Raw genomic sequence first — 26,373 nt, 5'->3', positions numbered from 1 at the left:
TTAGCGGTAGACTTCGTCTTCGGTCGGGAAGGCGCGGGATTTGACGTCCGCGGCGTAGTCGCTGACCGCCTGTTCGATCATCGGGCCGAGCTGGCCGTAGACCTTGACGAATTTCGGAGTCCACGGGTTCAGGCCCAGCATATCTTCCAGAACCAGAATCTGGCCGTCACAGTCGGCGCTGGCGCCGATGCCGATGGTGGGGATGTCGATCTGTTTGGTGATCCTGGCGGCGAGGGGTTCGACCATGCCTTCGAGGACCACAGCAAAGGCACCTGCTTCGGACACCGCTTTGGCATCCGCCTCGTGGAGCGGCCAGCTGTCTTCGTCACGGCCCTGGGTTTTGAAGCCGCCCATGACGTGGCTCGATTGTGGGGTCAGGCCGATGTGGGCCATGACAGGGATGCCCCGTTCGGTTAGAAACTGGATGGTTTCGGCCATGCGGGCACCGCCCTCGAGTTTCACTGCGCCGCAGCCGGTTTCCTTCATGATCTTGGCGGCATTGCGGAAGGCAACCTGCGGGCTTTCCTCATAGGTGCCAAAGGGCATGTCTACGACGATGAGTGCCTGCTTGGTGCCGCGCACCACAGCTTTGCCGTGCATGATCATCAGGTCGAGCGGGACGCCCACGGTGGATTCCATGCCGTGCATGACCATCCCGAGGCTGTCGCCCACCAGAATGAAGTCCGCGTGTTTGTCGACGATTGCGGCGGTGTGCGCATGATAGCTGGTCAGCGAGACGATAGGCTCGCCCCCTTTGCGCTGTGCAATCTGGGGGACAGTGGTACGGCGGACCTGTTTCTGTGCGCTCATGGCGTAACTTCCTTCTGATCGATCAGCATGACGCCCCCGACCTCGACCGAGATCATGATGGCTGTCAGGCCGGTCAAGGGACCGGAGATATCGGCAAGTGTCTCGGCGGCGACGATATCACAGCCGACAAGTTTTGCACGGGGCTCGGCGCCGATGGTGTCTGCGATGATCTGATGCAGGTCAGCGACAGCTGCACCGGTTTTGGCAGCGGCCTCGGCGGCGGCCAGAGATTGGCTCAGGATCACGGCGGCGGCGCGGTCTTCGGGGGCAAGGCGGACGTTGCGGCTGGACATGGCCAGACCGTCGGATTCGCGAACGGTGGCTTGGCCGACGATCTGAATCGGCATGTGTAGGTCGCGGACCATGCGGCGGATCACCTGCAGCTGCTGGTAGTCCTTTTCGCCGAAAATCGCGACATCGGGCTGGATGATGTTAAAGAACTTGGTGACCACTGTGGTCACGCCGCGGAAATGGCCCGGACGAACGGCACCGTGAAGCATGTTCGCCAGTTTCGTCGTCTCGACAATGGTTTCCGCGCCTTCGGGATAAATCTCGCTGGCGTCGGGCAGGAATACGGCATCGACACCCTCTGCCTGCAGCATCGCCAGATCACGGTCTGTGTCGCGGGGGTATTTCGCCAGATCATCGGGATTCTCGAACTGGGTCGGGTTCACGAAAATCCAAACGATGACGCGCTCGCCCTCGGCCCGCGCGCGGCGCACCAGAGTCATATGCCCCTCGTGCAGATAGCCCATGGTCGGCACAAGAGCGACCCGTTCACCCGCCTGCTTATAGGCGGCCACGGTCCCGCGAATCTGGGCGATGGTGGTGCATATTTCCAATTTGGCCCCCTCCGATTGGCTTCAGTAGGCTTCTATCTTTCTGCGGGGGCAAGAACAACGGCTGTATCCTGCGACGTTACGGTCGGTTTTATGCCGCAAAATGTCGGCTGGACCCTGCGGCAATCGCCGTGTTCTGGATAGAAAAGACTCAAAGAATTCTGCCCGCAGGGAGTCCCTTGATGAAAACCCAAGTCAAAGCGCTGGTTGTCGGTGGTGGTGCCATCGGTGCGTCGGTCGCCTATCACCTCGCCAAAGCCGGTTGGGACGATGTCGTCCTGATGGAACGTGACGAACTGACCGCCGGCTCGACCTGGCACGCGGCCGGTTTGCTGCCCCTGTTCAACATGAGCTACGCGGTCAGCCACATCCACCAGTACTCGGTGGAATTCTACAAAACGCTCGAGGAAGAAACCGGCCTGAACGCAGGCTTCTCGATCGTGGGCAACCTGCGTATGGCCCGCACCCAAGAGCGCATGGACGAATATATGCTCTATGCCTCGACCGCCGAGACTGTGGGCGTTCCCTACGAATTCCTGACCCCCGAACAGATCAAAGAACGTTGGCCGCTGGTAAATGTCGAAGGTCTGGTTGGCGCGATCTACCACCCGACCGACGGCTATATTAACCCTGCGGACGTGACGCAGGCGATGGCCAAGGGCGCCCGTCAGCGCGGTGTCGACATCTACCGCAAGTGTCAGGTGGACGATTACGAGTGGACCGGCACCGAGTGGATCGTGCGCGGCACCATCATGGTCGAAAAGGGCGGCAACCTTGTCCCCGGCGAAGAGAAATTCGAAATCCGCGCCGAGCATGTGGTCACCTGTACCGGCAACCACGCACAGCGCACCGCCAAGATGCTGGGTATCAAGATGCCCGCCATCCCCGTTGAGCACCAGTTCATCGTGACCGAGCCCGATCCCGCGCTGGTTGAATACCGCAAGGATCACCCCGAGCACCCCGTTCTGCGTGACGCCGATGCAAAGTGGTACGTCCGCGAAGAGCGTGGCGGCTGGATCCTTGGCCCGTACGAGCGCGGCGCGCCCGCATGCTTCGAATACGGTGTGCCCGACAGCTTTCGCGCGGACCTGTTCCCGCTGGATCTCGAGCGGATCGAAGAAGAATACATGTCGATGATCGAGCGTATTCCTTCGACCGAAGAAGTGGGTCTGAAAGACGACTTCAACGGCCCGATCTGCTATACCCCCGATGGCAACCCGCTGGTTGGCCCCGCACCTGGTCTGCGCAACATGTGGCTGGCCGAAGGCTTCAGCTTTGGCATCACCGCAGCAGGCGGCACCGGCTACTATCTGGCGCAGATGATGGTTGCTGGCGAAGCCGAGATCGATATGGCGTCGCTGGACCCCAAGCGTTTCGGCCAGAAGTGGATGACCACCGAATACGGCGCGCGCAAGAACGAAGAGGCGTACGAACACGTCTACATTCTGCACCAGCCCGATGAAGAACGCGAAGCGTGCCGTCCTCTGCGCACTGGTCCCGCATACGAGCGTCAGAAGGCCCGCGGCGCACAGTTCGGCTGCGTGAACGGCTTCGAGCGTCCCAACTACTACGGCCCGCTGGATGCGCCTGATAACTTCGATCACGAGGCCCGCAGCTTCCGCCGTGGCGGCTGGTGGCAGTACGCCGTCGAAGAAGCCAAAGCGATCCGCGAAGGTGTGGGTGTCGTCGACGCGACCGCGTTCACCAAGCACCTTGTCAAAGGCCCCGGCGCGACCGCGTTCCTTGACTGGTTCACCTGTAACAAGCTGCCCAAGACCGGCCGTATCAACCTGACCTATGCGCTGACCAAATTGGGCACGGTGCGCACCGAATACACCATCGTCCGTCTCAAGGATGACGAGTACTATCTGGTGTCCGCAGGCGCTTGGCACGAGTACGATCAGGACTTCCTGATGAAGGCTGCCGAAGACATGGAAGCCGAGTTCGGCCGCATCGACATTCAGGATGTGACCACCCAGTGGGGCGTTTTCGCCATCGCCGGCCCCAAGTCGCGTGATCTTCTGAAAAACATCATCAAGGACGCAGACCCCGAGACTGCTCTGTCGAACAAGCGCTTCCCGTGGTTGTCGGCGCGCCAGATCGAATTGGGCATGTGCCCCGTGAATGCGATCCGCGTGGCTTACACCGGTGAGCTGGGCTGGGAACTTCACCACCCGATCGAAATGCAGAACTACCTGTTCGACCTGCTGGAAAAAGCAGGTGCAGAGTTCGACATGAAGTGGGTTGGTGCCCGTGCACAGAACTGGCTGCGTCAGGAGAAATCCTACCGCGCGTTCGGCAACGAACTGGGCCGCGACGCGACCCCGCTCGAAGCAGACCTGCCGCGCTTTGTGGACATGTCCAAAGAGTTCCACGGCAAAGCCCCGATGGAAGCGACCGGCATCCGCAGCAAGTGCGTGACGGTTCTGATCGACGGACCCGAAGATGCCGATCCGTGGGGCCGCGAGGCGCTGTACATCAATGGTACCAAGATCGGTCGTCTGACTTCGGGTGGTTACTCAGTGGCGTTCGGCAAGTCGATCGGCATGGGCTACGTGAAGCCTGAGTATGCTGTGCCCGGCACCAAGGTGCAGGTGAAGATGTTCAACCAGCTGTTCGACGGCGAGATTGTGGTCGACAGCCCCTACGACAGCAAAAACGAAACTATCCGCAAGGACGGTTAATTTCTCTACTCCCCCAGAGAAAAAGAAGCGCCGTGCAGGTCCCCCTTGCACGGCGCTTCGCAGTTCCGAGCGGCTTAATTATTTGCGGCCAAAGTCTGCGGTGGTTACCACGTCATCGCCATTTCGGTCCATTTGGCCGATCCATACCTCGGTGCGGCCCAAAAACTCTGCCTGGCTGACGCGGCCATCGCTATCGGCATCGTTATACGCCAAGTGCATGCCTCCCTCGGCATTCTTCATCGCGCCGTTGCCATGACCGCCTTGGCCTTCCATGTCGTTTCTGCGGGCCTCGTCAAAGGTTTTGTATTCTTCGCCGTCGATGTAGCCGTCTTCGTCCGCATCAAAGCTATAGAAGACATCGCCCCGACGCTCTTGGGCTTCGGCCAGCGTAACTTGACCGTCACCGTCGAGATCCCAGTTCTCGATGAAATGCGAGCCGGGGACGCCGTTTTCGGCCAGCACTACGGAGGCAACGAACATCAGGGGCAGGGCCAGCTGGATGGGTTTCATAGAATGTCCTTTCTTGCTTTGCTGCATCTTATACGTAGGAAAAGATACATTCCGTCTGTGGAATGTTAATTTTTCTCGGTAAATGCGTCAAAACACTCCAGTGCCTTGGCGGCGTACATCATCGAAGGGCCCCCGCCCATCTGGATGGTCATCCCCAGACAGTCTGCGACCTCTTCTCGGGTCGCGCCACATTTAATCAGCGCGTCTACGTGCAAGGTGATGCAGGCCTCGCAGCGGGTTGCGACGGCAATCCCCAAAGCTACGAATTCTTTGGTTTTGAAATCCAGCGCACCATCTTGTTTGACGGCTTTGCTCAAGGTGCCAAAGCCTTTGGTGACGTCAGGGATGGCTTTGTTCAGGTTGCGTAGTTGGTCCTTGGTCGAGTCGATCTTGTCTTGCCAGCTCATGTATTCTGCCTTTCGCATATTTCAGCGACAGAAAAATCATTTGGCAAGGCTAAGTGCTTTGATCGATATCAACCGCGCAGACGATCCGGCGATATGGCAAACACTGTTTCGGTCGGCAGGCTAGAGGCCCGACCGCTGATCAAATCCGCAAGCAGATCGCTTAGGGCTGGGGCGGTTTGGAAACCGGTGCCCCCTTGGCCAGCAAGCCAAATGAACGAAGGGTTTAGCGGATCGGCCCCGACCACTGGCGAGCGGTCGGCGGCAAAAGTGCGTAATCCGGACCATGTGTTGTTCACGCGGGTCACGGACAGGGTCGTCATATCCTCGAACCGGGCAAGGCCGTGGGCCAGAACGCTCTCGTCAGGGGCTGAGTCGGTCGGCATGACCGGCTCCTCTTCGCCGCAGGACAGCAGCATTCCGTTCCCGGTCGGCTTTGCGTACCAGCGCCCGCCCGCCGCGCGGACATAGGGCCAGCGGCGGACATCGTGTCCCGCGGGGCTGGGCAAGTCGATCATCGACTGCCGTAGACAGGCCAGCCCAAGAGGCGGAAGTCCCGCCAATCCCGCGATCACATCAGCCCACGCCCCCGCCGCATTAATCACGAACCGAGAGCGGACCACGCTGTCCGCGCTGGCAATCTCCCACCCCTCAGAGGTTTGGGTCATCCCCAGAACCTGCGTGTTCGGTCGCAACTCAGCGCCATCTGCGCGGGCTTGATCTGCGTACCCTTTGATCAGGCTGTGTACGTCCATATCCAATGCATCGTTGGACCACGCGGCCCGCGATACCGTGCCTTGGTTCATCAGCGGAAAATAGACACCTGCATCCTCGATCGGGATAGGGGACAGATTACCTGCGCGCATCTCGTAGTCGAAATATTGTTCTTCGCCTGCGCGGCCAAGGAGCAGCATCCCCCGTTTGCGCAGAACGCCCCCGTTGGCGAAGTGCAAATGGGTTGTGCTGGCTTCGGTCAGAACGCGCACGGCCTTGCTTCCATGATGGGGCAGGAACATTTCTGACGATCGGCCAGAGGCGTGATAGGCTAACTGGCGCTCTGCCTCTAGGATCACGACAGACCCCAGCGGCGCCAACGCAGCCGCAGCCGACAGCCCTGCAATCCCGCCACCGACGATCGCAAAGTCATAAATTGCCGGTTTCCGGCTGTTCCGCCGGAAGAGGTTAGAGAGAATGCCTGCCATGGTGCACCGCGAGTGCTCGATTTTATATTTGTACTCCGATTCACGCGGCAAGACGCAAATTGCAATAAAAAACCGCGCCCGAACGCTCGGACGCGGTCTCATTTTGCAATTTTTATCGGCTTATTGCGGGATTTCGCCGGTGATGCCTTCGACGTAGAAGTTCATGCCCGCCAGAGTGCCATCGTCTGCGGTCTCACCTTCGGCCAGCCATGCGCTGCCGTCCTGCTTGTTCAGCGGGCCGGTAAAGGGGTGAACTTCGCCAGATGCAATCGCGTCTTTCAGAGCCAGAGCCGCTTCTTTGACGTCTGCGGGGACCGCATCGGTGATTTCGCCGATGCCAACCATGCCAGCGCCGATGCCATCCCAAGTGTTCGCGGTTTCCCAAGTGCCGTCAATGACAGCCTGAGTGCGTTCGATGTAGTAGGGCGCCCAGTTGTCGATGATCGACGAGACGCGCGGCATGGGTGCGTACTCGATCATGTCGGACGCTTGGCCAAAGGTGTAGACGTTGCCAGCTTCCTGAGCGGCTGCCTGAGGGGCGGTCGAGTCGGTGTGCTGCAAGATCACGTCTGCGCCTTGTTCGATCAGAACCTTGGCGGCGTCAGCTTCCTTGGCGGGGTCAAACCAAGTGTAGGCCCAGACGATTTTGAATTCGACGTCGGGGTTCACTTTCTTGGCCTGAATGTAGGCGCTGTTGATGCCGCGGATCACTTCGGGGATCGGATACGAACCGATGTAGCCGATAATATTCGACTCAGTCAGGTTGCCAGCGATCAGACCCTGTACCGCGCGGCCTTCGTAGAAACGGGCAGAGTAGACCGACACGTTGTCAGCGGTTTTGTAGCCGGTGGCGTGTTCGAATTTCACATCGGGGAACTTCGACGCGACATTGATGGTCGGGTCCATGTAGCCGAACGAGGTGGTAAAGATCAGGTCTGCACCCTCAAGTGCCATCTGGGTCATCACACGCTCGGAGTCGGGACCTTCGGGGACCGATTCCACGAACACGGTTTCGACCTGATCGCCAAAGTGCTCTTCGACGGCCAGACGGCCTTCGTTGTGTTCATAGGTCCAGCCGCCGTCGCCCACCGGACCGACATAGACAAAGCCGACTTTGGTTTTCTCGCCATGGCCTGCTGCCATTGCGCCGGTTGCAACGCCGAGCGCCATAGTGGCGGTGGCCAGATGCTTGATGAGTTTCATTCTCTTCAACTCCTGTTGGTGGTCTTTTTATTGCCTCAGTTCGAGGCGTGGAATGGGCGGCCCAAAGAGGCCGGAGCGCGGGAACGATCCGCGGACATGATAACCAACACAAGAATGGTTACCAGATAGGGGGACATTGCCAAATACTCGACGGGGATCGCGGCACCTGCAGCCTGCAGGTTTAGCTGGAGCACATTGACCCCGCCAAACAGATAGGCGCCAAGGATCACGCGGCCCGGCTTCCAGCTGGCAAAAACGACAAGCGCGAGAGCGATCCAGCCGATGCCTGCGGTCATGCCCTCGGTCCACTGGGGGACACGGACGAGGCTCAGGTAGGCACCGCCGACACCCGCACAGGCCCCGCCAAACGCGATAGCGGCAAAGCGGATCAGGACGACCTTGTACCCCAAGGCATGGGCGGCATCGTGGTTTTCGCCCACAGCACGCAGGATCAGACCCGCCCGTGTACGGTGTAGGAAGAACCAAATCGCAATGGCCAAAACCAGCGCGAGGTAGACCATCATGTCATGGGTAAAGAGCACGCGCCCGACAAATGGGATATCGGCCAGCATTCCAAGATCCAGCTTGGGTGTCGAGGGCGGCTTGATGCCCACGTAGTCGCGGCCCAACAGCGCCGAGAGCCCGAGCCCAAAGAGCGTTAACGCGAGGCCTGATGCAACTTGGTTCGCCAGAAAGACCTGCGTGAGCAGGGCGAATAGCAGCGACAGCAGCGCGCCCGCAATGGCAGCACACAGGAAGCCGAGGGCAGGGGAGCCTGACTCAACCGCGATGATGAAGCCCGCGACAGCGCCAGTGATCATCATCCCCTCGACCCCGAGGTTCAGAACGCCCGCACGCTCCACAATCAGTTCCCCCAAGGCGGCGAAGAGCAGCGGCGTCGCGGCGACCATCAGACTGGCCAGCAGAAGGACAGGATTGATCGAAGACAGGTCCATCACGCGGCCTCCTTGGCTGTGGGGCGGAAGCGGTAGTTGGTCAACAAATCCATAGCGAGTAGGAAGAACAGCAGCATCCCTTGGAAAACCTGAATAGCTGCAAGCGGCAGGCCCATCTGGCTCTGGGTGATTTCACCGCCGATATAGGTCAGTGCCATCAGAACGCCCGCCAGCAAGATGCCAATCGGATTCAATCGGCCAAGAAAGGCCACGATGATCGCGGTAAAGCCGTAGCCAACATTGAAGTCGATGCTGACCTGGCCTGCGGGGCCTGCGATTTCAAACAGGCCCGCCATACCGGCCAGACCGCCCGAGATACCCATGCAGATCAGAACCATGCGCGTCGGGTTCACGCCCGCGAATTTGGCTGCACGCGGTGCCATACCCGACATGCGCAGACTGAAGCCGAACATGTGACGGCTGAGGACGATATAGGCGAAAATCACTGCGATCAGCGCGGCAACCACACCCCAGTGCATGCCTGTGCCAGAGATGATCTCGGCATTGTGGGCGCTAGGATATTGCTGCAGATTGCGCGATCCGGGGAAGCCCATGCCCTCGGGGTTTTTCATCAGGCCCAAGGCCATCGAGGCCAGCAACTGCTCGGCCACGTAGACCAGCATCAGGGACACCAGAATTTCATTGGTGCCAAAGCGGACCTTGAGGAATGCGGGGATCAACCCCCAAAGCGCGCCGCCAATCGCCCCTGCGATCACCATCAAGGGCAGCAGAATGAACAGTTCCATCGGGTACAGCGCCAGCGCCAACCCCGCGCCGCAAAGCGCGCCAATGATATATTGCCCTTCGGCTCCGATGTTCCAAATGCCTGCGCGAAAGCCTAGGCTTAGGCCGATGGCGATCAGGATCAGGGGTGCGGCTTTGACCATCAGTTGGGGGCGGTAGTAAAACGCATATTCGCCAAACAGCGGTTCGTAGAAAATCTTTTCCAGCGCCAAGAATGGGTTCACCCCCAGCACCGCAAAGAGTGCGCCGCCAAATACCATGGTCAGCAGGACCGCCACGACGGGAGCCCCCCAGTTCCATTTGGCCGAGGGGATCGGGCGTTTTTCAATCTTAAACATGGGCGGCCTCCATGCCATGCGCGCCACCCATCATCAGACCGATTTCCTCGATCGTCAGGCCTGCGGCGGGGCGGGCTTGGGTCAGGCGCCCTTCGTTCAGGGCGGCAAAGCGGTCGCTGATTTCCATAAGTTCGTCAAGGTCTTGGCTGATGCATACGATTGCGGCACCTTCGGCAGCCAAGTCTAGCAGGGCTTGACGGATCGCAGCGGCTGCACTCGCATCAACACCCCAAGTGGGCTGGTTCACGACCAGAACGTGGGGCGCTTGCAGGACCTCTCGGCCAATGACGAATTTCTGCAGGTTCCCGCCCGATAGCGCCCGCGCAGCCACATGCGGGCCTGGGGTGCGTACGTCGAATTGATGAATAATCCGCTCGGCATACCCTTTGGCGGCGGCCCAGTTGATCCAGCCTCCTTTGGCGAGCGCTTGACGGGTCACACCGGTCAGCAGGGCATTCTCGGTCAGGCTCATGTCCGGCACGGCAGCGTGTCCTAAACGCTCTTCGGGGGCGGCCAGCAGGCCGAGACGCCGACGCGCTGTCGGTCCAAGATTGCCGACCGGCTTGCCATTCAAACGAACCTGCTCCGCAGCGCAAAGCCGTTCGCCAGACAGGGCTGCTAGGAGTTCATCCTGACCGTTGCCTGCGACGCCGCCAATTCCAAGAACCTCGCCCTTGTGAAGGGTCAGGGTAATGTCCCGAAGACTGGTGCCAAAGGCTTGGGCCGGCGGCAGGTTCAGTCCGCTGACATGAAGAGCCACTTCGCTAGAGGACACATCAGCCGCCCGCTTTGGCGGCTTCAGGCTAGTGCCGACCATCATCTCAGCCAATTCGGCGGCAGTTTTCTGGGCCGGAATGCAGGTCGCTACCTTCTTGCCCAAGCGCAGAATGGTCGCGTTGTCACAAAGCGAGCGGATTTCTTCGAGCTTGTGCGAAATATAGAGGATCGCTGTCCCTTCGGCTGATAGCTTGCGCAGGGTCTTGAACAGGATCTCGACCTCTTGGGGGGTTAGAACGCTGGTCGGTTCGTCCATGATCAAGAGTTTGGGGTCCTGCAGCAGGCAGCGAATAATCTCGACGCGCTGCCTTTCGCCTGCGGACAGATCGCCCACGGTTCTGTGCGGATCCAGAGGCAAGCCGTAGGCGTCCGAAACGGTTCGGATTTTCGTGGCCAGCTCGCCCTGGGGCGGCGGGTTATCCATGCCCAACGCCACATTTTCGGCCACAGACAGCGCGTCGAACAGCGAGAAATGCTGGAACACCATCGCAACGCCTGCTGCACGGGCTGCATTCGGGCTGGCAGGCACAAAAGGAGCACCATTCAAGGTCATCTTACCGCTGTCCGGAGAGACCAACCCATAAATCATTTTGACCAGAGTGGACTTGCCCGCCCCGTTTTCGCCAAGCAAGGCGTGAACTTCGCCCTGCTGGATATCGAAGCTCACGTCGTCATTCGCGACGACTCCAGGATAGGCCTTGGTCAGCCCAGAGAGTGTTAAGAGTGGCGTGCCCACTGCGTCCCATCCCCGCTTGTTATTTCATCATTTGGTGAATTCAGTAGCGCAGCAGCCACCCCAACGGCAATGGCTTGCGGGTGTTTGCCCAACGCAGGATTTCCAATTGGGCAGGTGATGCGCGAAATCTGGTCCTGCGGGTGCCCCAAGGTCATCAGCCGCTTCTGGAACCGAGCCCATTTGGTGTCCGACCCGATCAGCCCGCAGAACCCGAATCCCCGCGTGAGCAGCGCGTGACACAGCGCGAAGTCGATCTCGTGGCTGTAGGTCAGGATCAGGTGCATGGCCTCTGTGGGGGCATGCATGGCTAACCGGTCAGGCTGGGCCGCGATGGCAGTCTCAGTACCAGCGGGGCAGGTCTCGGGGAAACGGTCCGCGGCTGTGTCGATCCACGTGATCGCAAAGTCCGGCAGTGGGGACATCGTGTGCACGATCGCGCGCCCCACATGGCCCGCGCCCCAGATCCACAATGGTGCGCGCGCAGGAGCGAGCGTCTCGGCAAACCAGCCCGAGTGCAGGCCTTCGCGGCTGGGCGGTGTACCGTCTGAAACACCGGGCAAAGGGCGTGCCCACAGTCCGTCGCTCGGCACTGTCGCCAATCGCGTTGCGTCAAAGATTTCCGTCAGGACCCGCACCGATCCGCCACAGCATTGGCCCAAGGCCGGTCCCAACGGGTACAGGCGTGCAATATCCCGACCGTCGGTCAAGCTTTGGCGGGCGGCGGCAGCGGCGTCGAACTCAAGCCGACCGCCCCCGATCGTGCCGCTTTGTCCCTCTGGCCAGACCAGCATTTCTGTGCCCGCCCCGCGCGGGACAGAGCCGCGCGCCTCTAGAATGACAACGCGCGCCACGGTGCCATGTGCTGCGACAGCGGCTTCGAGTGCTGCCCGATCAAGCATGACCGCGCACCCTTTGCACTGCGGCCAAGACTCGTTCTGGCGTCGCAGGAGCATCCAGCGCAGGGTAGGCCGTGCCGCAGGACGCTACGGCATCAGACAGGGCTATCAATACAGAGACCCCAAGGCAGAAGGGCGGTTCGCCCACGGCCTTGGATCGATGAATGGTAGCCTCGGGGTTGTCGCTCTCGTACAAGGCGACATTGAACACCTGCGGTCGATCGGAGGCAGCAGGAATTTTGTAGGTCGATGGGGCATGGGTGCGTAGACGCCCTTGATCATCCCACACCAGTTCTTCGGTGGTCAGCCAGCCCGCCCCTTGGACAAATCCGCCTTCGATCTGGCCGATGTCCAGCGCAGGGTTCAGGCTGCGCCCTGCATCGTGCAGAATGTCGGTCCGCAAAATGCGATACTCGCCGGTCAGCGTGTCTACCACCACTTCGGAGCAAGCCGCCCCATAGGCAAAGTAATAGAAGGGGCGTCCTTCGCCCTTGATCCGGTCCCATTGTATGTCGGGTGTCTTGTAAAAGCCTGTCGCCGACAGGCTGACGCGCCCCTCGTAACATTCCTTGGCTGCGGCTGGGAACGTTAATGTGTCGCCAGCCACATTCACCACGCCGCCTTCAAATTGAACTGCACTGGCCGTGGTCTGACGAACAGAAGCCAAGTGTTCAGCCATCCGGTCCCGTACCGCCTGGCAGGCAGCAAGGACAGCCATACCATTCAGATCCGACCCCGATGATGCCGCCGTGGCCGAAGTGTTCGGCACCTTGGACGTGTCCGTCGCGGTCAATCGGACTTGGTCGAGCGAAATACCAAAAGTGCTGGCGGCCACTTGCGCGACCTTCTGGTAGAGCCCTTGCCCCATCTCGGTCCCGCCGTGGTTCAAGGCGACGGAGCCATCTTGGTAGACATGCACCAAGGCACCTGCTTGGTTCAGATGGGTCAGCGTGAACGAGATTCCGAATTTCACCGGCGTCATCGCGAGCCCGCGCTTTAAAACAGGGTTCTCTGCGTTCCACGCCGCAACCGCCGCGCGCCGCTCGGCGTAGTCACATCCCGTCGCCAGATCAGAAGTCAGCCCATGTAGGATGAAGTCGTTGACCTCTTGTCCATAAGGTGTCTTCTGTTTCGTCTTGGCAGATGGCCCCCCGTCTGGGCTCTCCATCTCGGCGTAGTAGTTGACCTTGCGCACCTCTAGCGGGTCCAATCCCAACTGGTGTGCGATCTGATCCATTACCCGCTCGACACCCACCAGACCTTGCGGGCCACCAAAGCCTCGGAACGCGGTCGCGCTTTGGGTGTTGGTGCGCAGGCGGTGGCTCTCGATCCGGACATTTTCGAGCAGGTAAGCATTGTCCGCATGCAGCATCGCGCGGTCTGCCACCGGTAGGCTCAAATCCTGCGCCCATCCGCACCGCGTGTAGTGAATGAAATCGATCCCAAGCACGCGGCCATCATCGTCAAACCCGACCTCGTAAGAGATGCGGAAGTCATGACGCTTGCCCGTGATCACCATGTCATCGTCACGGTCATAGCGCATTTTGCAGGGCTTACCGGTCATCGACGCGGCAATCGCGCAAGAGACGGCCAGCGCGTTGCCTTGGCTCTCTTTGCCCCCAAAGCCGCCGCCCATGCGGCGCACTTCGACTTTGACCCCATGCATTGGCAGGCCCAAGGCGTCCGCAACCTTGTGCTGGATTTCACTGGGATGCTGGGTCGAGGAATGCACGACCACATCGCCATCATCTTGGGGCAGGGCAAGCGCGGCCTGACCCTCTAGATAAAAGTGTTCTTGCCCACCCATGTCGATGACGCCTTCGGCCCGATGGGGACTGTTGCCAATCGCGCTCTGGGCATCGCCGCGGCTGTAGATGCGCGGACCTTCTTCGAAACGGCTGTCGGCGGCCATCGCCTCTTCGATCGTAAAGATCGGGGGCAGGGGGCTGTAGTCAACCTTCGCCAGCGTTGCGGCCTTGCGCGCTGCTGTGTGGCTCGTGGCGACGACCAGAAAGATGGGCTGCCCGACGTAGTGCACCGTGTCTGTGGCCAGAAGCGGCTCGTCATGGATCGAAGGCGAGACGTCATTCTCGAACGGGAGGTCTGCGGCGGTGAGAACAGCGATGACGCCGTCTGCCGAACGTACAGTGCTCAGGTCCATCTCGGTGATTGTGCCGTGCGCCTCGGTCGATTGACCGAAGGCCAGATGCAAACAGCCAGCAGGTGTCGGAATGTCGTCTACGTAGCGTGCCGCGCCCGTGACGTGCAGCCGCGCGCTGTCGTGCGGAGAGGGACGGTTCACGCTCATGGCTGGACCTCCAGCACGCTGGTCAGGGTGCCTTGGCTCTCGGCGAAATAACGGGTCAGCAAGTTGCGCGCCACGGTCAGGCGGTAGTCCGCACTGGCCCGCATATCGCTGAGCGGAGAGAAATCCTGCACCCACGCGTCATGGGCGGCGGTGATCGTCTTTGTCGTCCATGGCTGCCCAATCAGGGCGGTTTCCACGTGGCTTGCCCGCTTTGGCGTGCCGGCTATGCCACCAAAGGCGATACGCGCGGTGGTGACCGCGCCATCCGAAACGCTGATGTTGAACGCGCCACACAGCGCTGAGATGTCCTGATCAAACCGCTTGGAAATTTTGTAGACCTTCAGCCCCCTGGCATTCAGCGGGATGGTGACGCCCTCGACAAATTCGCCTTGGGCGCAATCTTGTTGCCCATATTCGATAAAGAAATCTTCGAGCGGTAGGGTGCGCCGTGTATCGCCATGCCTCAGATGCAGGGTCGCGCCAAGGGCGATCAAGACAGGCGGGCTGTCCCCGATCGGCGATCCATTGGCGATGTTTCCGCCAAGCGTGGCGGCAGAGCGGACTTGGGTCGACCCGTAGCGCCGCAGCATCTCTGCAAAGGATGGATAATGCGGGGCAATGGCCTCGCGCAGTATCTCGATCGTGACACCTGCACCGACATACATCTGGTCGTCGTTGATGCTTATCTGCTTGAGGTCCTCGCAGGCGTGCAAGAACACGACGGGTCCAAGGTCTCTCATCTGTTTGGTCACCCAAAGCCCTACATCGGTTCCGCCCGCAATGATGCGGGTGTTCGGCTGCGCGGTGAGGATGGCGGCGAGCTCATCACCGGATGTGGGCAGCGCCGCATTGGGGAGGGTAGCCAGAGCCGCTTTGTCTGCAGCGACCCACGCGGGGACGGGAGCGGAGGCGGCCGCTTCGGCGGCGCGGACGATCGGCGCATAGCCTGTGCAGCGGCAGAGGTTGCCTGCCAGCCGGTCATTGAAATCGGTTGCGCCTGTCGCGTGGGCTGTGGCCATCGACGCAATAAAGCCTGGGGTGCAGAAACCGCACTGGCTGCCGTGTTTTTCGACCATTTCCTGTTGCACAGGATGCAGCGCGCCGTCGTCGGCGCGGATGCCTTCGACCGTGCGAATGGCTTTGCCCGCAATCTGGGGCATAAACAGAATGCAGGCATTCAAAGCGCGAATGCCTTGATCGTCTTGCACCATAACGGTGCATGCGCCGCAGTCGCCTTCGTTGCAGCCTTCTTTGGTGCCAGTCAGGTGTTGTGTCAGTCGTAGCCAGTCGAGCAGAGTCTCGGTCTCCGAGGTCTCTGCGGTCACGGTCTCTCCGTTCAGAAGAAACGTGGTTTTCATAGTGATACTAAATGCCGCTTTACCATGGCTGGCCGTGCTGGCGAGACTTCGATGCGGCGTAGAAGTCACGCGGGCTTTCAGTCAGGAAACCCCAAAGAGCTACGGTTTGACAAGGGCGTTGGTGCGAAACTGCGCTTTTTTCCTGCATTTGCCGTGGAAATGGGCGGAGAGGTCAGCGGGGCTCTGCCCCGCCTGCCGCTGGCAGGCCCTCCGGGGTTTTTGAACCAAGATGAAGAGGGGTTTTCGCGGTGCGGGGGCGGGGGTAGTGTCGCAGCATGAGTACTGATCCCCGATTCATTCACCTGCGCGTCCACACCGAATATTCGCTTCTTGAGGGGGCGGTTACGGTCAAGAAACTGCCTGGCCTCTGTGCCGATGCGGGGATGCCCGCTGTGGCGGTCACGGACACCAATAACAACTTCTGCGCTTTGGAGTTTTCCGAATACGCCAAGGGCGCTGGAATCCAGCCGATTTTGGGCTGTCAGGTGTCTTTACGCTATGTGGAGCCTGCGGTGGGCGAGCGTCCGAGGATGCCTGCGCCGGTGGTTCTGTTGGCCCAGAACGAGTCCGGCTACATGAACATGATGAAGCTGAACTCGGCGCTATATTTCAAGCGTGACGGGGAGCCGCCTCAGGTCACGTTGGAAGAGTTGGAGCGGTATTCGGGCGATCTGATTTGTTTGACCGGCGGGCCGGATGGACCTGTGGGGATGCTGTTGCAGCAGGGGCAGCGGCCAGCGGCCGAGGCGTTGATGCAGCGGCTTGCGGGCATGTTCGGCGATCGGCTCTATGTGGAGTTGCAGCGCCATCCGGCTGAGGATGGATTGCCTCAGAACGAGCGGCTGAGCGAGCGCGGATTGGTCGAGATGGCCTATGCGATGGACCTGCCGCTGGTGGCGACCAATGATGTCTATTTCCCCAAGCCCGAGATTTACGAGGCCCATGACGCCCTGATCTGTATCGCCGAAGGGTCTTATGTGGATCAGGCCGAGGCGCGGCGGCGGTTGACGCGTGAGCATTACTTCAAGTCGCCACAGGAAATGGCGACCCTGTTTGCCGATCTGCCCGAGGCGTTGGAGAACACGGTCGAGATTGCCAAACGCTGCGCCTACAAGGCCGAGAAGCGCGCGCCCATTCTGCCCAAGTTCGCCGATGACGAGGTTGAGGAACTGCGCCGTCAGGCGTGGGAGGGCTTGGACAAGCGTCTGGCGGTGATCGAGGCTGTCGCGGACCGGTCCGAATACGAAGCGCGTCTGAAATTCGAGCTGGATATCATCGAGGGGATGGGCTTCCCTGGTTACTTCCTGATCGTTGCGGACTTCATCAAATGGGCCAAGGAGCATGACATTCCTGTCGGTCCGGGCCGTGGTTCGGGTGCGGGTTCGCTGGTGGCTTATGTTCTGACGATCACCGACCTTGATCCCCTGCGCTATAGCTTGCTGTTCGAACGCTTTTTGAACCCGGAACGTGTATCGATGCCGGACTTCGACATCGACTTCTGCATGGATCGCCGCGAAGAAGTCATCCAGTACGTGCAAGAGAAGTACGGACGGGACAAGGTCGCGCAAATCATTACGTTTGGTGCGCTCCTGTCCAAAGCGGCGGTGCGCGACGTGGGCCGTGTTTTGCAAATGCCTTATGGGCAGGTGGACCGCCTGTCCAAGATGATCCCTGTTGAGGGGGTCAAGCCTGTGTCGATCAAGCAGGCCCTGATGGACGAACCCCGCCTGCGCGAGGAGGCGCGGAGCGAACCTGTTGTGGACCGCTTGCTTACCTACGGCCAGCAGATTGAGGGGCTGCTTAGGAACGCATCGACCCACGCGGCGGGTGTTGTGATTGGCGACCGTCCGCTGGACGAGTTGGTGCCTCTCTATCAGGACCCACGGTCAGACATGCCTGCGACACAATTCAACATGAAGTGGGTGGAACAGGCGGGTCTGGTCAAATTCGACTTCTTGGGTCTGAAAACGCTGACCGTGATTCAGAACGCCATCAACCTGATCCACAAATGCGGACGCGATCTGCATGTGGGGCCGGACGGCAAGCAGCTGTATGTCCCCGCAGAAGGGGCCGAGAACCAGATCAACGCGATCCCCTTGGATGACGAGCGGACCTACAAGCTTTATGCCGATGCGAAGACGGTCGCCGTGTTCCAGGTGGAAAGCTCGGGCATGATGGATGCGCTCAAGCGCATGAAGCCCACCTGTATTGAAGACATCGTTGCGCTTGTGGCCCTGTATCGCCCCGGCCCGATGGAGAACATCCCTGTCTACTGTGAGGTGAAGCACGGCCTGCGACCTCTGGAATCCATCCACCCGACGATCGACCATATCCTCGCCGAAACGCAGGGCATCATCGTTTATCAGGAACAGGTGATGCAGATCGCGCAGGTCATGGCGGGCTACAGCCTTGGCGGCGCGGACTTGCTCCGCCGCGCGATGGGTAAAAAGATCAAAGAGGCGATGGACGCCGAACGCCCAAAGTTCACTGAAGGGGCCAAGAAGAACGGCGTCGACGACAAGAAAGCAGGCGAGGTTTTCGACCTGCTGGAGAAATTCGCGAACTACGGCTTCAACAAATCCCACGCGGCGGCTTATGCGGTGGTGTCCTATCAGACCGCTTGGCTCAAGGCGAACCATCCGGTCGAGTTCATGGCCGGCGTCATGAACTGCGATTCCCACCTGACCGAAAAGCTGGCTGTTTACGCCGACGAGGTCCGCAAGGCCAAGGAAAAGGGCGGTCTGGGGATCGAGATCGTGCCGCCTTGTGTGAACCGGTCGCTGGCGACATTCGATGTGGCGGATGGCAAGCTGGTTTACGCTTTGGGCGCGCTGAAAAACGTGGGCGAAGACGCGATGCGTATGATCGAGCGGGCGCGGGATGGGCAGCCGTTCAAGACGCTGTTCGATTTCGCGCGCCGGGTGGATCTGAAGCGTGTGGGCAAGCGGCCCTTGGAGATGCTGGCGCGCGCAGGGGCCTTTGATCAGCTGGATTCAAATCGCGCACGGGTGTTCGACAGCCTTGATAGCTTGGTGCAGTATTCGGCGGCGATCCATGAACAACGGGCGTCCAATCAGGTGTCACTGTTCGGCGATGCGGGCGATGACCTGCCCGAACCGCGCCTATCGAAACGCAACGACTGGCTGCCTGCTGAACGCTTGGCCGAAGAATTCCGCGCCATCGGTTTCTATCTGTCGGGCCACCCGCTGGACGACTACCGCGGGGTCCTGAAGCGCAAAAAGGTGATGACCTTTGACGAACTCAGTCGCAAGGTCCAAGAAGGCCCGCAGATCGCCAAACTGGCGGGCGTTGTCGCCTCGCGTCAGGAGCGTAAATCGGCCAAGGGCAACCGTTTTGCCTTTGTCCAGATGAGCGACCCAACTGGCCAATTCGAAGTCACGCTCTTTTCCGAAGCTTTGGAGAAGTCACGCGAGTTTTTGGACAGCGGCTCAAATGTGGTCTGCACGGTCGAGGCCACCTACGAATCGGAGCAGGTGAAACTGCTGGGCCGTAGCATCGCGCCCTTGGATACGATGGTGGCGGACGCCGGATCGTCTGGCCTGCGCATTTATTTGGACACGCCAGAGGCGCTGCCCATGATGGCGGCCTTGCTGGAGGACGCGGTCAAAGCCGCCCCCCGCGCCGCCAAAGGGCCAATCTATTGCTGCCTGCTTTCGGACGATCTGCCCGGCGAGGTCGAAATCGATCTGGGCGCGCAGTTTCCCGTCAGCCCCCAGATAAAGGGCGCGCTCAAAAGCATGAACGGTATTCTGGAAGTCGAAGAGATCTGATCGCGCGGCCCGCTCCTTGCGGCCAGCCAACAGTGAGTATTTGAGCAAAAAGGAACTGCGCTTTCTGCTTTGTCCAAATACTCACGGCGCAACGGCAGCCGTTAGTAGTGCGGTGGCCGTTCATCGCCGACGATCTCGGCGGCGCCGTCTGCATATTCCCGCGCAGCCTCGCGCTCCATGAGCAATTGCACGCGCCGTGTCAGAATTGCGATTTCCGTGTCTTGCCGTGCGACGATGTCTGACATGTCGTCCACGGATTTCAGCAGATGCGCTACGCGCTCTTCAAGTTGGTTGATCCGGTTTTCCATGCTGTTTTCCTTGCGCGTCGTTTTGGCTTTGTCACGTGCCGCCGCTTGCCCCCGCGGCGTTCAAACGCTACACCCCGCCGCGAAAAGACCCCTATCTGGAGTGTTCCCATGGCCAAAGTCAAGAAACAGCCCCGGCCCAAGGCCGAAACCCCCAAAGGCTTTCGTGACTATTTCGGCCATGAAGTCACCGAGCGTCAGGAAATGCTGCGCCAGATCGCCGAGGTCTACAGCCACTATGGCTTTGATGCTCTGGAGACCAGTGCAGTCGAAACCGTAGAGGCGCTGGGGAAATTTCTGCCTGACGTGGATCGCCCGAACGAAGGCGTGTTTGGTTGGGAAGAGGATGACAGCGGCTGGGTTGCCCTGCGCTATGACATGACTGCGCCTTTGGCCCGGGTCTATGCGCAGTTCCGCAACGACCTGCCGACCCCCTATCGCCGCTATGCGATGGGCCCCGTCTGGCGCAACGAAAAACCCGGCCCCGGCCGGTTCCGCCAGTTCTACCAGTGCGATGCAGATACCGTGGGCGCGCCCTCGGTTGCGGCAGATGCCGAGATTTGCGCGATGCTGTCGGACACTCTTGAGCGTGTGGGCATTCCCCGCGGCGACTACATTGTGCGCATCAATAACCGCAAGGTTCTGAATGGCGTCATGGAAGTGGCGGGCGTTCTGGACCCCAGCGACGAAACCAAATTCGAAACCGAGCGCGGCATCGTGCTGCGCGCGATCGACAAGCTGGACCGCTTGGGCGAGGACGGCGTGCGTGCCTTGCTGGGTGAGGGCCGCAAGGACGAAAGCGGTGACTTTACCAAGGGTGCTGGACTGGCTGACGCGCAGGCCGACGTTGTCATGGGTTTCATGGATGCCCGCCGAGACACCGGCGCCGCAACACTGGCCCGTTTGCGCGAACTGGTTGGCGAGAGCAAGATCGGCTCCGAAGGGGTGGACGAGCTCGAAGAGATCGCGACCCTTCTGGATGCCCAAGGCTACGGCCCTGATCGTATCATTATCGACCCCTCGGTCGTGCGCGGTTTGGGGTATTACACCGGGCCCGTCTACGAGGCCGAGCTGACCTTTGAGATTTTCGACGAAAAAGGCCGCAAGCGCCAGTTCGGCTCGGTGGCCGGTGGTGGCCGCTATGATGATCTGGTCAAGCGCTTCACTGGTCAGACTGTGCCCGCGACCGGTGTGTCGATCGGTGTGGACCGTCTGCTGGCCGCTTTGCGCGCCAAGGGCCGCATCGGTCAGGACAGCGCCCGTGGCCCCGTGGTCGTGACCGTGATGGATAAGGCCCGTATGGCCGACTACCAGCTGATGGTGCGCGAGTTGCGCGAGGCTGGCATCCGTGCCGAGGTCTATCTGGGTAACCCCAAGAATTTTGGCAACCAGCTGAAGTATGCGGACAAGCGCAACAGCCCCGTGGCCGTTATCGAGGGCGGAGACGAGGCCGAGCGCGGCGTCATCCAGATCAAGGACCTGATCCTTGGCGCCAAGATCGCCGAAGAGGCGACCCTTGAGGAATGGAAGGACCGTCCGTCGCAGTACGAAGTGGCACGCGGTGACCTAGTTACCAAGGTGCGCGAAATTCTGGATCTGTACAAATGATCGACCGTAGCGCCCCCCGCAAACTGGCGGCCGAACTGCGTGCGCAGTTCGAAGCCCAAGGCGCGGTGTCTGTAGAGCCGCCGTTCCTGTTGCCCGCGGAGAAATTGCTCGACCTCTATGGCGAAGATATTCGCGGCCGTGCCTATGTGACCTCGGACCCCGCTCGGGGCGAGATGTTCATGCGTCCCGACTTCACCGTGCCTGTGGTCGAAATGCACATGGCCCAAGGCGCAGAACCTGCGCGCTATACCTATGCAGGCGAGGTTTTCCGCCGTCAGGAAGAGAACCCTGACCGTGCCATCGAATACCTGCAGGTCGGTTACGAAGTGTTTGACCGCGCCGATCCTGTCGGGGCCGAGGCCGAGGTGTTCGCCCGTATCGCCGAAGCTTTGAAGCCGATGGGGCTGAAGTCTGTGACTGGTGATATCGGTCTGCTGCGTGCGGCGATCGAAGGGTTGGAGACCACCGAGCGTCGCAAGGCTGCCTTGCTGCGCCACATCTGGCATCCCCGGCGGTTCCGCGCTCTGCTCGACCGTTTTTCGGGCCGTGCACCTGTGCCCGCCGCCCGTACTGCTCTGCTGAACGCTGTTGATCCGATGGCGAACGCGGGCCCAATGATCGGTCTGCGCTCTGCTGCTGAGATTGAGGAACGCATCACCGCGCTGAAAGAAGACGCCGCAACCGCGCCGATCTCTGAACGCGAACTCGAACTGATCGAGGCTCTATTAGATGTGCGCGAAACCGTGCCTTTTGCGCTAGAGCAGCTCCGTGATCTGGCAGTTGATCTGCCCGCGATCAATGACGCTGTGGACCGGATGGCGGCCCGTAGCGCGGCGCTTGAGAAACTGGGTGTCTCTCTCCAATCACTGGAGTTCGAGGCGACCTACGGCCGGACTTCGATGGAATATTACGACGGTTTCGTCTTTGGCCTAATCGCCGAGGATCGCCCTGATCTGCCCCCCGTGGCGACGGGCGGGCGCTATGATGCGCTGACCTCGAAACTGGGGCAGGGGCGTGAAATTCCGGCGGTTGGTGGCGTGATCCGTCCTGGGCTGGTTCTGGACCTCGGAGGTCTGTCATGACGATCAAAATCGGTGTGCCCTCGAAGGGCCGTTTGATGGAAAAGACCTTTGACTGGTTCGCAGAGCGGGGCGTGTCCCTGTCGCGCGCGGGCTCTGAACGTGAATACGCGGGCAAGGTCGAAGGGATCGAGGGTGTCGAACTTGTCCTGCTGTCGGCGGGCGAGATCCCGCGTGAACTGGCGGCGGGCCGCATCCATCTGGGTGTGACTGGTCAGGATCTGATCCGAGAGAAGCTGTCCCAGTGGGATCAGCGGGTCGAGGAACTGGCGGAATTGGGTTTTGGTCAGGCGGACCTGATCATTGCAGTGCCGCAGGTCTGGGTCGATGTTGATACACTGGAAGACCTGGACGCTGTGTCTGCGGCCTTCCGTGCCGAGCATGGCTTCCGCCTGCGAATTGCCACGAAATACCACCGTCTGGTGCGCGAGTACCTGAAAGAGCATGGAGTGGCCGACTACCAGTTGGTCGATAGCCAAGGCGCGACCGAGGGCACGATCAAGAACCTGACCGCCGAGGCCGTGGCAGATATTACAAGCTCGGGGGAGACGCTGCGCGCGAACCACCTGAAGATCCTGTCGGATGCCTTGGTCCTGCGCTCTCAGGCGACGCTGTTCAAGGCGCGCGGTTTGAAGCTAAGCGATGAGGATCGCGCCACACGCACCGAGTTGCTGAAGCAACTCGGCGTCTGGAACTGATCTGACATGGGGCGCTGCGGCGCCCCTTTGCTTTTAGATGACCCCGATATCCGCGAGGGCGGCTGACAGCTCTGGCGGAAGATTGTCTTCGCTCTCGCGCCCTTTGCGCAGATCACGGGGGCTGTCTTCGGGCTTGAGGTAGCGCCAGCCTTGGAACGGGCGGCGCGGAGCAGGTTCGGTGCGCTGCACCTCGTCGTCCAGTACGATCCCGCAGCGGCGGATGCCGTCGCCTGTGTCGACCTCGTCCAGACCGATGATCCGCTGGCGCGCCAGAATCACACCCTTGAACACCCAGTAGAGTGATCCGCCGTTCAGAATTTCGGCTTCGCGTTTCGGCCACATGCGGGTGACGTGGCGAATCCGCCCGTCCGGCCCTTTGGCCCGCGGGTTCTGTTGCCAGTTTAGCAGATCTTCGACCTGTTCCGCGCCGACGCAGAGCTTCAGCAGATTGATGTATTCAGACATTGTTAACCACCTTGGATCGGTACTTAGCCGATTGTCAGGGGGGGACAAGACGCTTGCTGTGACTTTCCAGCAGAGAGTTTTCCACAGGCACTTGTGAATACCGCGCAACCTTAGGGGGAAATCCCTAATGGCCCGAATTAAAGGTGCAAGCAGAGGATGCCTTAACCCTCAGAAGGGAAGGCGTTTTTTCAATGTCTGCCAGATCACGTACCACACAGTCGAAAAAGGCATCCCCCTAAATGTAGGGATGTGGATAATTATTTATCCTATATATGGTGACAAAAAGGCTGTTTTCGGCGATAAACGCGTTGACCAAACATGGCGTCTGCACTAGCTAGCGCCTCCGGACCATCACAAAAATTCGAGGCTGAAATGACCCGCTTTGCTGCCCCCATTGCCGAACAAATCTGGGATATGAAGTACCGTTTGAAACAGGCAGACGGGCAGCCGATTGATGGCACGGTCGAGGACACTTGGCGCCGAATCGCGACCAGCCTCGCGTCGGTCGAGAAAGACCCCGAGACTTGGGAAAAGAAATTCTACGGCGCGCTCGAGGATTTCAAATTCCTGCCCGCAGGTCGCATCACTGCAGGTGCCGGCACCGGCCGCACCGTGACCCTGTTCAACTGCTTTGTCATGGGCACGATCCCCGACAGCATGGCAGGTATCTTTGACATGCTGAAAGAGGCCGCGCTGACCATGCAGCAGGGCGGCGGCATCGGCTACGACTTCAGCACCATTCGCCCCCGTGGCGCGGACGTCAAAGGCGTGGCCGCAGACGCGTCGGGCCCGTTGTCGTTCATGGACGTCTGGGATGCGATGTGCCGCACCATCATGTCCGCAGGCAGCCGCCGCGGTGCGATGATGGCCACCATGCGCTGTGACCACCCCGACATTGAGGATTTCATCACCGCAAAGTCCGACGCAGCCCGCCTGCGGATGTTCAACGTGTCCGTTCTGGTCACTGACGCGTTCATGGAAGCGGTCAAGAACGATGGCAGCTGGGAGCTGAAGTTCGGCGACAAGGTTTACAAGACCGTCGAGGCGCGTGATCTGTGGAACAAGATCATGAAGTCGACCTACGACTACGCCGAGCCGGGCGTAATCTTTATCGACCGCATCAACACGATGAACAACCTCGGCTATTGCGAGAGCATTGCTGCGACCAACCCTTGCGGCGAACAGCCCTTGCCGCCCTATGGCGCGTGCTTGCTGGGCTCGATCAACATGGCCCGTCTGGTGGACAACGCGTTCGAGGACGGCGCTGTTCTAAATGAGGACAAGCTCGAAGAACTGGTCGCTCTGGCTGTGCGCATGATGGACAACGTTGTTGATGCCAGCCGCTTCCCGCTAGAGGCGCAGGCCCGCGAGGCCGAACAGAAGCGCCGCATCGGTCTGGGTGTCACTGGTTTGGCGGACGCACTTCTGATGGTTGGCCTGAAATACGGCTCTGACGAAGCTGCAGCGCAGACTGAAAAGTGGATGAAGCTGATCGCTCGTGCGTCCTATCTGGCGTCGGTCGAGCTGGCCAAAGAAAAGGGCGCTTTCCCGCTGTTCGACGCCGAGGGCTACCTGTCCTCGGGCAACATGAAGCAGATGGACGAGGATGTCCGCGCCGAGATCGCAGAGCACGGCATCCGCAACGCGCTGCTGACCTCGATCGCGCCCACAGGCACCATCTCGCTGTATGCGGGCAACGTCAGCTCAGGCATCGAGCCGGTCTTTGCATACGCCTACAAGCGCAAGGTTCTGCAAAAAGACGGCAGCCGCACCGAAGAGGAAGTGGTTGATTACGCTGTGCAGATGTGGCGCGAAAAGAAAGGCGACGCAGAACTGCCCGACTACTTCGTGAACGCTCAGACGCTGGAGCCTTCCGCCCACGTGAAAATGCAGGCGGCGGCGCAGAAGTGGATCGACAGCTCGATCTCTAAAACCATCAACTGCCCTGAAGACATCAGCTTTGATGATTTCAAAGACGTTTACATGGCGGCGTGGGATCAGGGCTGTAAGGGCTGCACCACCTACCGTCCGAACGACGTGACCGGGTCGGTCCTGTCCGTCAGCGAAGAGAGCGAGAAGGCCCCCGAGCAGGACGAAGGCGCAGATGTCGTCTACCTGTCCGAGCCTCTGGACCGTCCGCAGGCGCTGGAAGGCAACACCTACAAGCTAAAGTGGCCTGATAGCGAGCACGCGATCTACCTGACCATCAACGACGTGATCGTCGGCGGCCGCCGCCGTCCGTTCGAGGTGTTCATCAACTCCAAGAACATGGAGCACTTTGCCTGGACCGTCGCGCTGACCCGCATGATCTCGGCCGTGTTCCGTCGTGGCGGGGACATCACCTTTGTCGCCGAAGAGCTGAAGGCCGTGTTCGATCCTCGTGGCGGTGCGTGGATCCAAGGTAAGTACATCCCCTCGATCCTCGCGGCGATTGGCAGCGTGATCGAGCAGCATCTTGTGTCCATTGGCTTCATGGAAGGCGAAGGCATGGGGCTGAAGACCGACCCCCAAGCGCAGGTGGTTAACCTCGACCAGCCCAAAGGCAAATCCTGCCCCAGCTGCGGCCAGTATTCGATGATGATGGTCGAAGGTTGCATGACCTGTTCGTCTTGTGGTCACAGCAAGTGCGGATGATCTAAGTAATTGATTTTAAATAGAAAAT

Annotated in this window: 20 protein-coding genes; 6 read left to right on the top strand and 14 right to left on the bottom strand. The window is 60.2% G+C overall.

The features are described 5' to 3' along the window. Positions 1–810, bottom strand: coding sequence for a 3-methyl-2-oxobutanoate hydroxymethyltransferase (gene panB, locus N4A58_RS00505; RefSeq protein ID WP_293706970.1), 810 nt, complete (start codon positions 808–810; stop codon positions 1–3). Continuing rightward, complete coding sequence (gene panC / locus N4A58_RS00500; protein WP_293706969.1) at positions 807–1,652, bottom strand: pantoate--beta-alanine ligase; 846 nt, start codon at positions 1,650–1,652, stop codon at positions 807–809. The genes panB and panC overlap by 4 nt, the downstream gene beginning before the upstream one ends. Before the next feature lie 179 nt (positions 1,653–1,831). Here panC and N4A58_RS00495 point away from each other — a divergent pair, with 179 nt between their 5' ends. Further along, positions 1,832–4,333: an FAD-dependent oxidoreductase gene (locus tag N4A58_RS00495; RefSeq protein WP_293706967.1), complete on the top strand. Its 2,502-nt coding sequence runs from the start codon at positions 1,832–1,834 to the stop codon at positions 4,331–4,333. A gap of 78 nt (positions 4,334–4,411) precedes the next feature. On the opposite strand, the gene N4A58_RS00490 is transcribed toward N4A58_RS00495, so the two are convergent. The 10 genes from N4A58_RS00490 to xdhA all read right to left on the bottom strand — a co-directional run bounded on the left by N4A58_RS00490 (position 4,412) and on the right by xdhA (position 15,765). After that, positions 4,412–4,843, bottom strand: coding sequence for an EF-hand domain-containing protein (locus N4A58_RS00490; RefSeq protein ID WP_293706965.1), 432 nt, complete (start codon positions 4,841–4,843; stop codon positions 4,412–4,414). Between the two features lie 65 nt (positions 4,844–4,908). Next, positions 4,909–5,250 (bottom strand): carboxymuconolactone decarboxylase family protein, encoded by a 342-nt coding sequence (locus tag N4A58_RS00485; protein WP_072707643.1) that lies wholly within the window; start codon positions 5,248–5,250, stop codon positions 4,909–4,911. Between the two features lie 68 nt (positions 5,251–5,318). Next, on the bottom strand, positions 5,319–6,449 hold the full coding sequence (locus N4A58_RS00480; RefSeq protein ID WP_293706963.1) for an FAD-binding oxidoreductase: 1,131 nt from the start codon (positions 6,447–6,449) through the stop codon (positions 5,319–5,321). A 120-nt stretch (positions 6,450–6,569) separates the two neighbouring features. Next, entirely contained in the window at positions 6,570–7,652 is a 1,083-nt protein-coding gene (locus N4A58_RS00475; RefSeq protein ID WP_072707639.1) for a BMP family ABC transporter substrate-binding protein, read from the bottom strand. Between the two features lie 35 nt (positions 7,653–7,687). Beyond that, complete coding sequence (locus N4A58_RS00470) at positions 7,688–8,608, bottom strand: ABC transporter permease (RefSeq protein ID WP_293706960.1); 921 nt, start codon at positions 8,606–8,608, stop codon at positions 7,688–7,690. Then, positions 8,608–9,690 (bottom strand): ABC transporter permease, encoded by a 1,083-nt coding sequence (locus N4A58_RS00465; protein WP_293706958.1) that lies wholly within the window; start codon positions 9,688–9,690, stop codon positions 8,608–8,610. The genes N4A58_RS00470 and N4A58_RS00465 overlap by 1 nt, the downstream gene beginning before the upstream one ends. Next, on the bottom strand, positions 9,683–11,203 hold the full coding sequence (locus N4A58_RS00460; RefSeq protein ID WP_293706957.1) for an ABC transporter ATP-binding protein: 1,521 nt from the start codon (positions 11,201–11,203) through the stop codon (positions 9,683–9,685). The genes N4A58_RS00465 and N4A58_RS00460 overlap by 8 nt, the downstream gene beginning before the upstream one ends. Continuing rightward, a complete protein-coding gene (gene xdhC / locus N4A58_RS00455) occupies positions 11,185–12,102 on the bottom strand; it encodes a xanthine dehydrogenase accessory protein XdhC (protein ID WP_293706956.1) in 918 nt (305 codons plus the stop codon). Before xdhC ends, N4A58_RS00460 begins: the two co-directional genes overlap by 19 nt. After that, positions 12,095–14,407, bottom strand: a complete 2,313-nt coding sequence (xdhB, locus tag N4A58_RS00450; protein ID WP_293706955.1) for a xanthine dehydrogenase molybdopterin binding subunit — start codon at positions 14,405–14,407, stop codon at positions 12,095–12,097. The genes xdhC and xdhB overlap by 8 nt, the downstream gene beginning before the upstream one ends. Then, positions 14,404–15,765 carry a xanthine dehydrogenase small subunit gene (gene xdhA, locus N4A58_RS00445; RefSeq protein ID WP_293706953.1) on the bottom strand — a complete coding sequence of 454 codons (1,362 nt, stop codon included), beginning with the start codon at positions 15,763–15,765 and terminating at the stop codon, positions 14,404–14,406. Before xdhA ends, xdhB begins: the two co-directional genes overlap by 4 nt. A 275-nt stretch (positions 15,766–16,040) precedes the next feature. Between xdhA and dnaE the strand changes: the two genes are divergently transcribed. Beyond that, entirely contained in the window at positions 16,041–19,556 is a 3,516-nt protein-coding gene (gene dnaE / locus N4A58_RS00440; RefSeq protein WP_293706952.1) for a DNA polymerase III subunit alpha, read from the top strand. 101 nt (positions 19,557–19,657) lie between these two features. Here dnaE and N4A58_RS00435 read toward each other — a convergent pair whose 3' ends face one another. Further along, positions 19,658–19,864: a SlyX family protein gene (locus tag N4A58_RS00435; protein WP_245780554.1), complete on the bottom strand. Its 207-nt coding sequence runs from the start codon at positions 19,862–19,864 to the stop codon at positions 19,658–19,660. A gap of 108 nt (positions 19,865–19,972) precedes the next feature. Here N4A58_RS00435 and hisS point away from each other — a divergent pair, with 108 nt between their 5' ends. The 3 genes from hisS to hisG are packed head-to-tail and all read left to right on the top strand — an operon-like array spanning position 19,973 to position 23,246. Beyond that, positions 19,973–21,469, top strand: a complete 1,497-nt coding sequence (hisS, locus tag N4A58_RS00430; protein ID WP_293706948.1) for a histidine--tRNA ligase — start codon at positions 19,973–19,975, stop codon at positions 21,467–21,469. Continuing rightward, positions 21,466–22,551, top strand: coding sequence for an ATP phosphoribosyltransferase regulatory subunit (locus tag N4A58_RS00425; protein WP_293706947.1), 1,086 nt, complete (start codon positions 21,466–21,468; stop codon positions 22,549–22,551). Before hisS ends, N4A58_RS00425 begins: the two co-directional genes overlap by 4 nt. Beyond that, entirely contained in the window at positions 22,548–23,246 is a 699-nt protein-coding gene (gene hisG, locus N4A58_RS00420) for an ATP phosphoribosyltransferase (RefSeq protein ID WP_293706945.1), read from the top strand. The genes N4A58_RS00425 and hisG overlap by 4 nt, the downstream gene beginning before the upstream one ends. Before the next feature lie 33 nt (positions 23,247–23,279). Here the strand turns inward: hisG and N4A58_RS00415 are convergent, their stop codons facing one another. After that, the gene (locus N4A58_RS00415) at positions 23,280–23,711 is read right to left on the bottom strand and encodes a DUF1489 domain-containing protein (RefSeq protein WP_293706944.1); all 432 of its coding nucleotides are present in this window, start codon (positions 23,709–23,711) and stop codon (positions 23,280–23,282) included. Positions 23,712–24,083: 372 nt separating this feature from the next. On the opposite strand from N4A58_RS00415, the gene N4A58_RS00410 reads away from it, so the two are divergent. Next, positions 24,084–26,345, top strand: coding sequence for an adenosylcobalamin-dependent ribonucleoside-diphosphate reductase (locus tag N4A58_RS00410; protein WP_293706942.1), 2,262 nt, complete (start codon positions 24,084–24,086; stop codon positions 26,343–26,345). Positions 26,346–26,373 lie beyond the last annotated feature (28 nt).

The organism is Donghicola sp. (assembly GCF_025210255.1).
Classification (GTDB): domain Bacteria; phylum Pseudomonadota; class Alphaproteobacteria; order Rhodobacterales; family Rhodobacteraceae; genus Donghicola; species Donghicola eburneus.
This window is presented reverse-complemented; position numbering and strand designations above follow the sequence as displayed.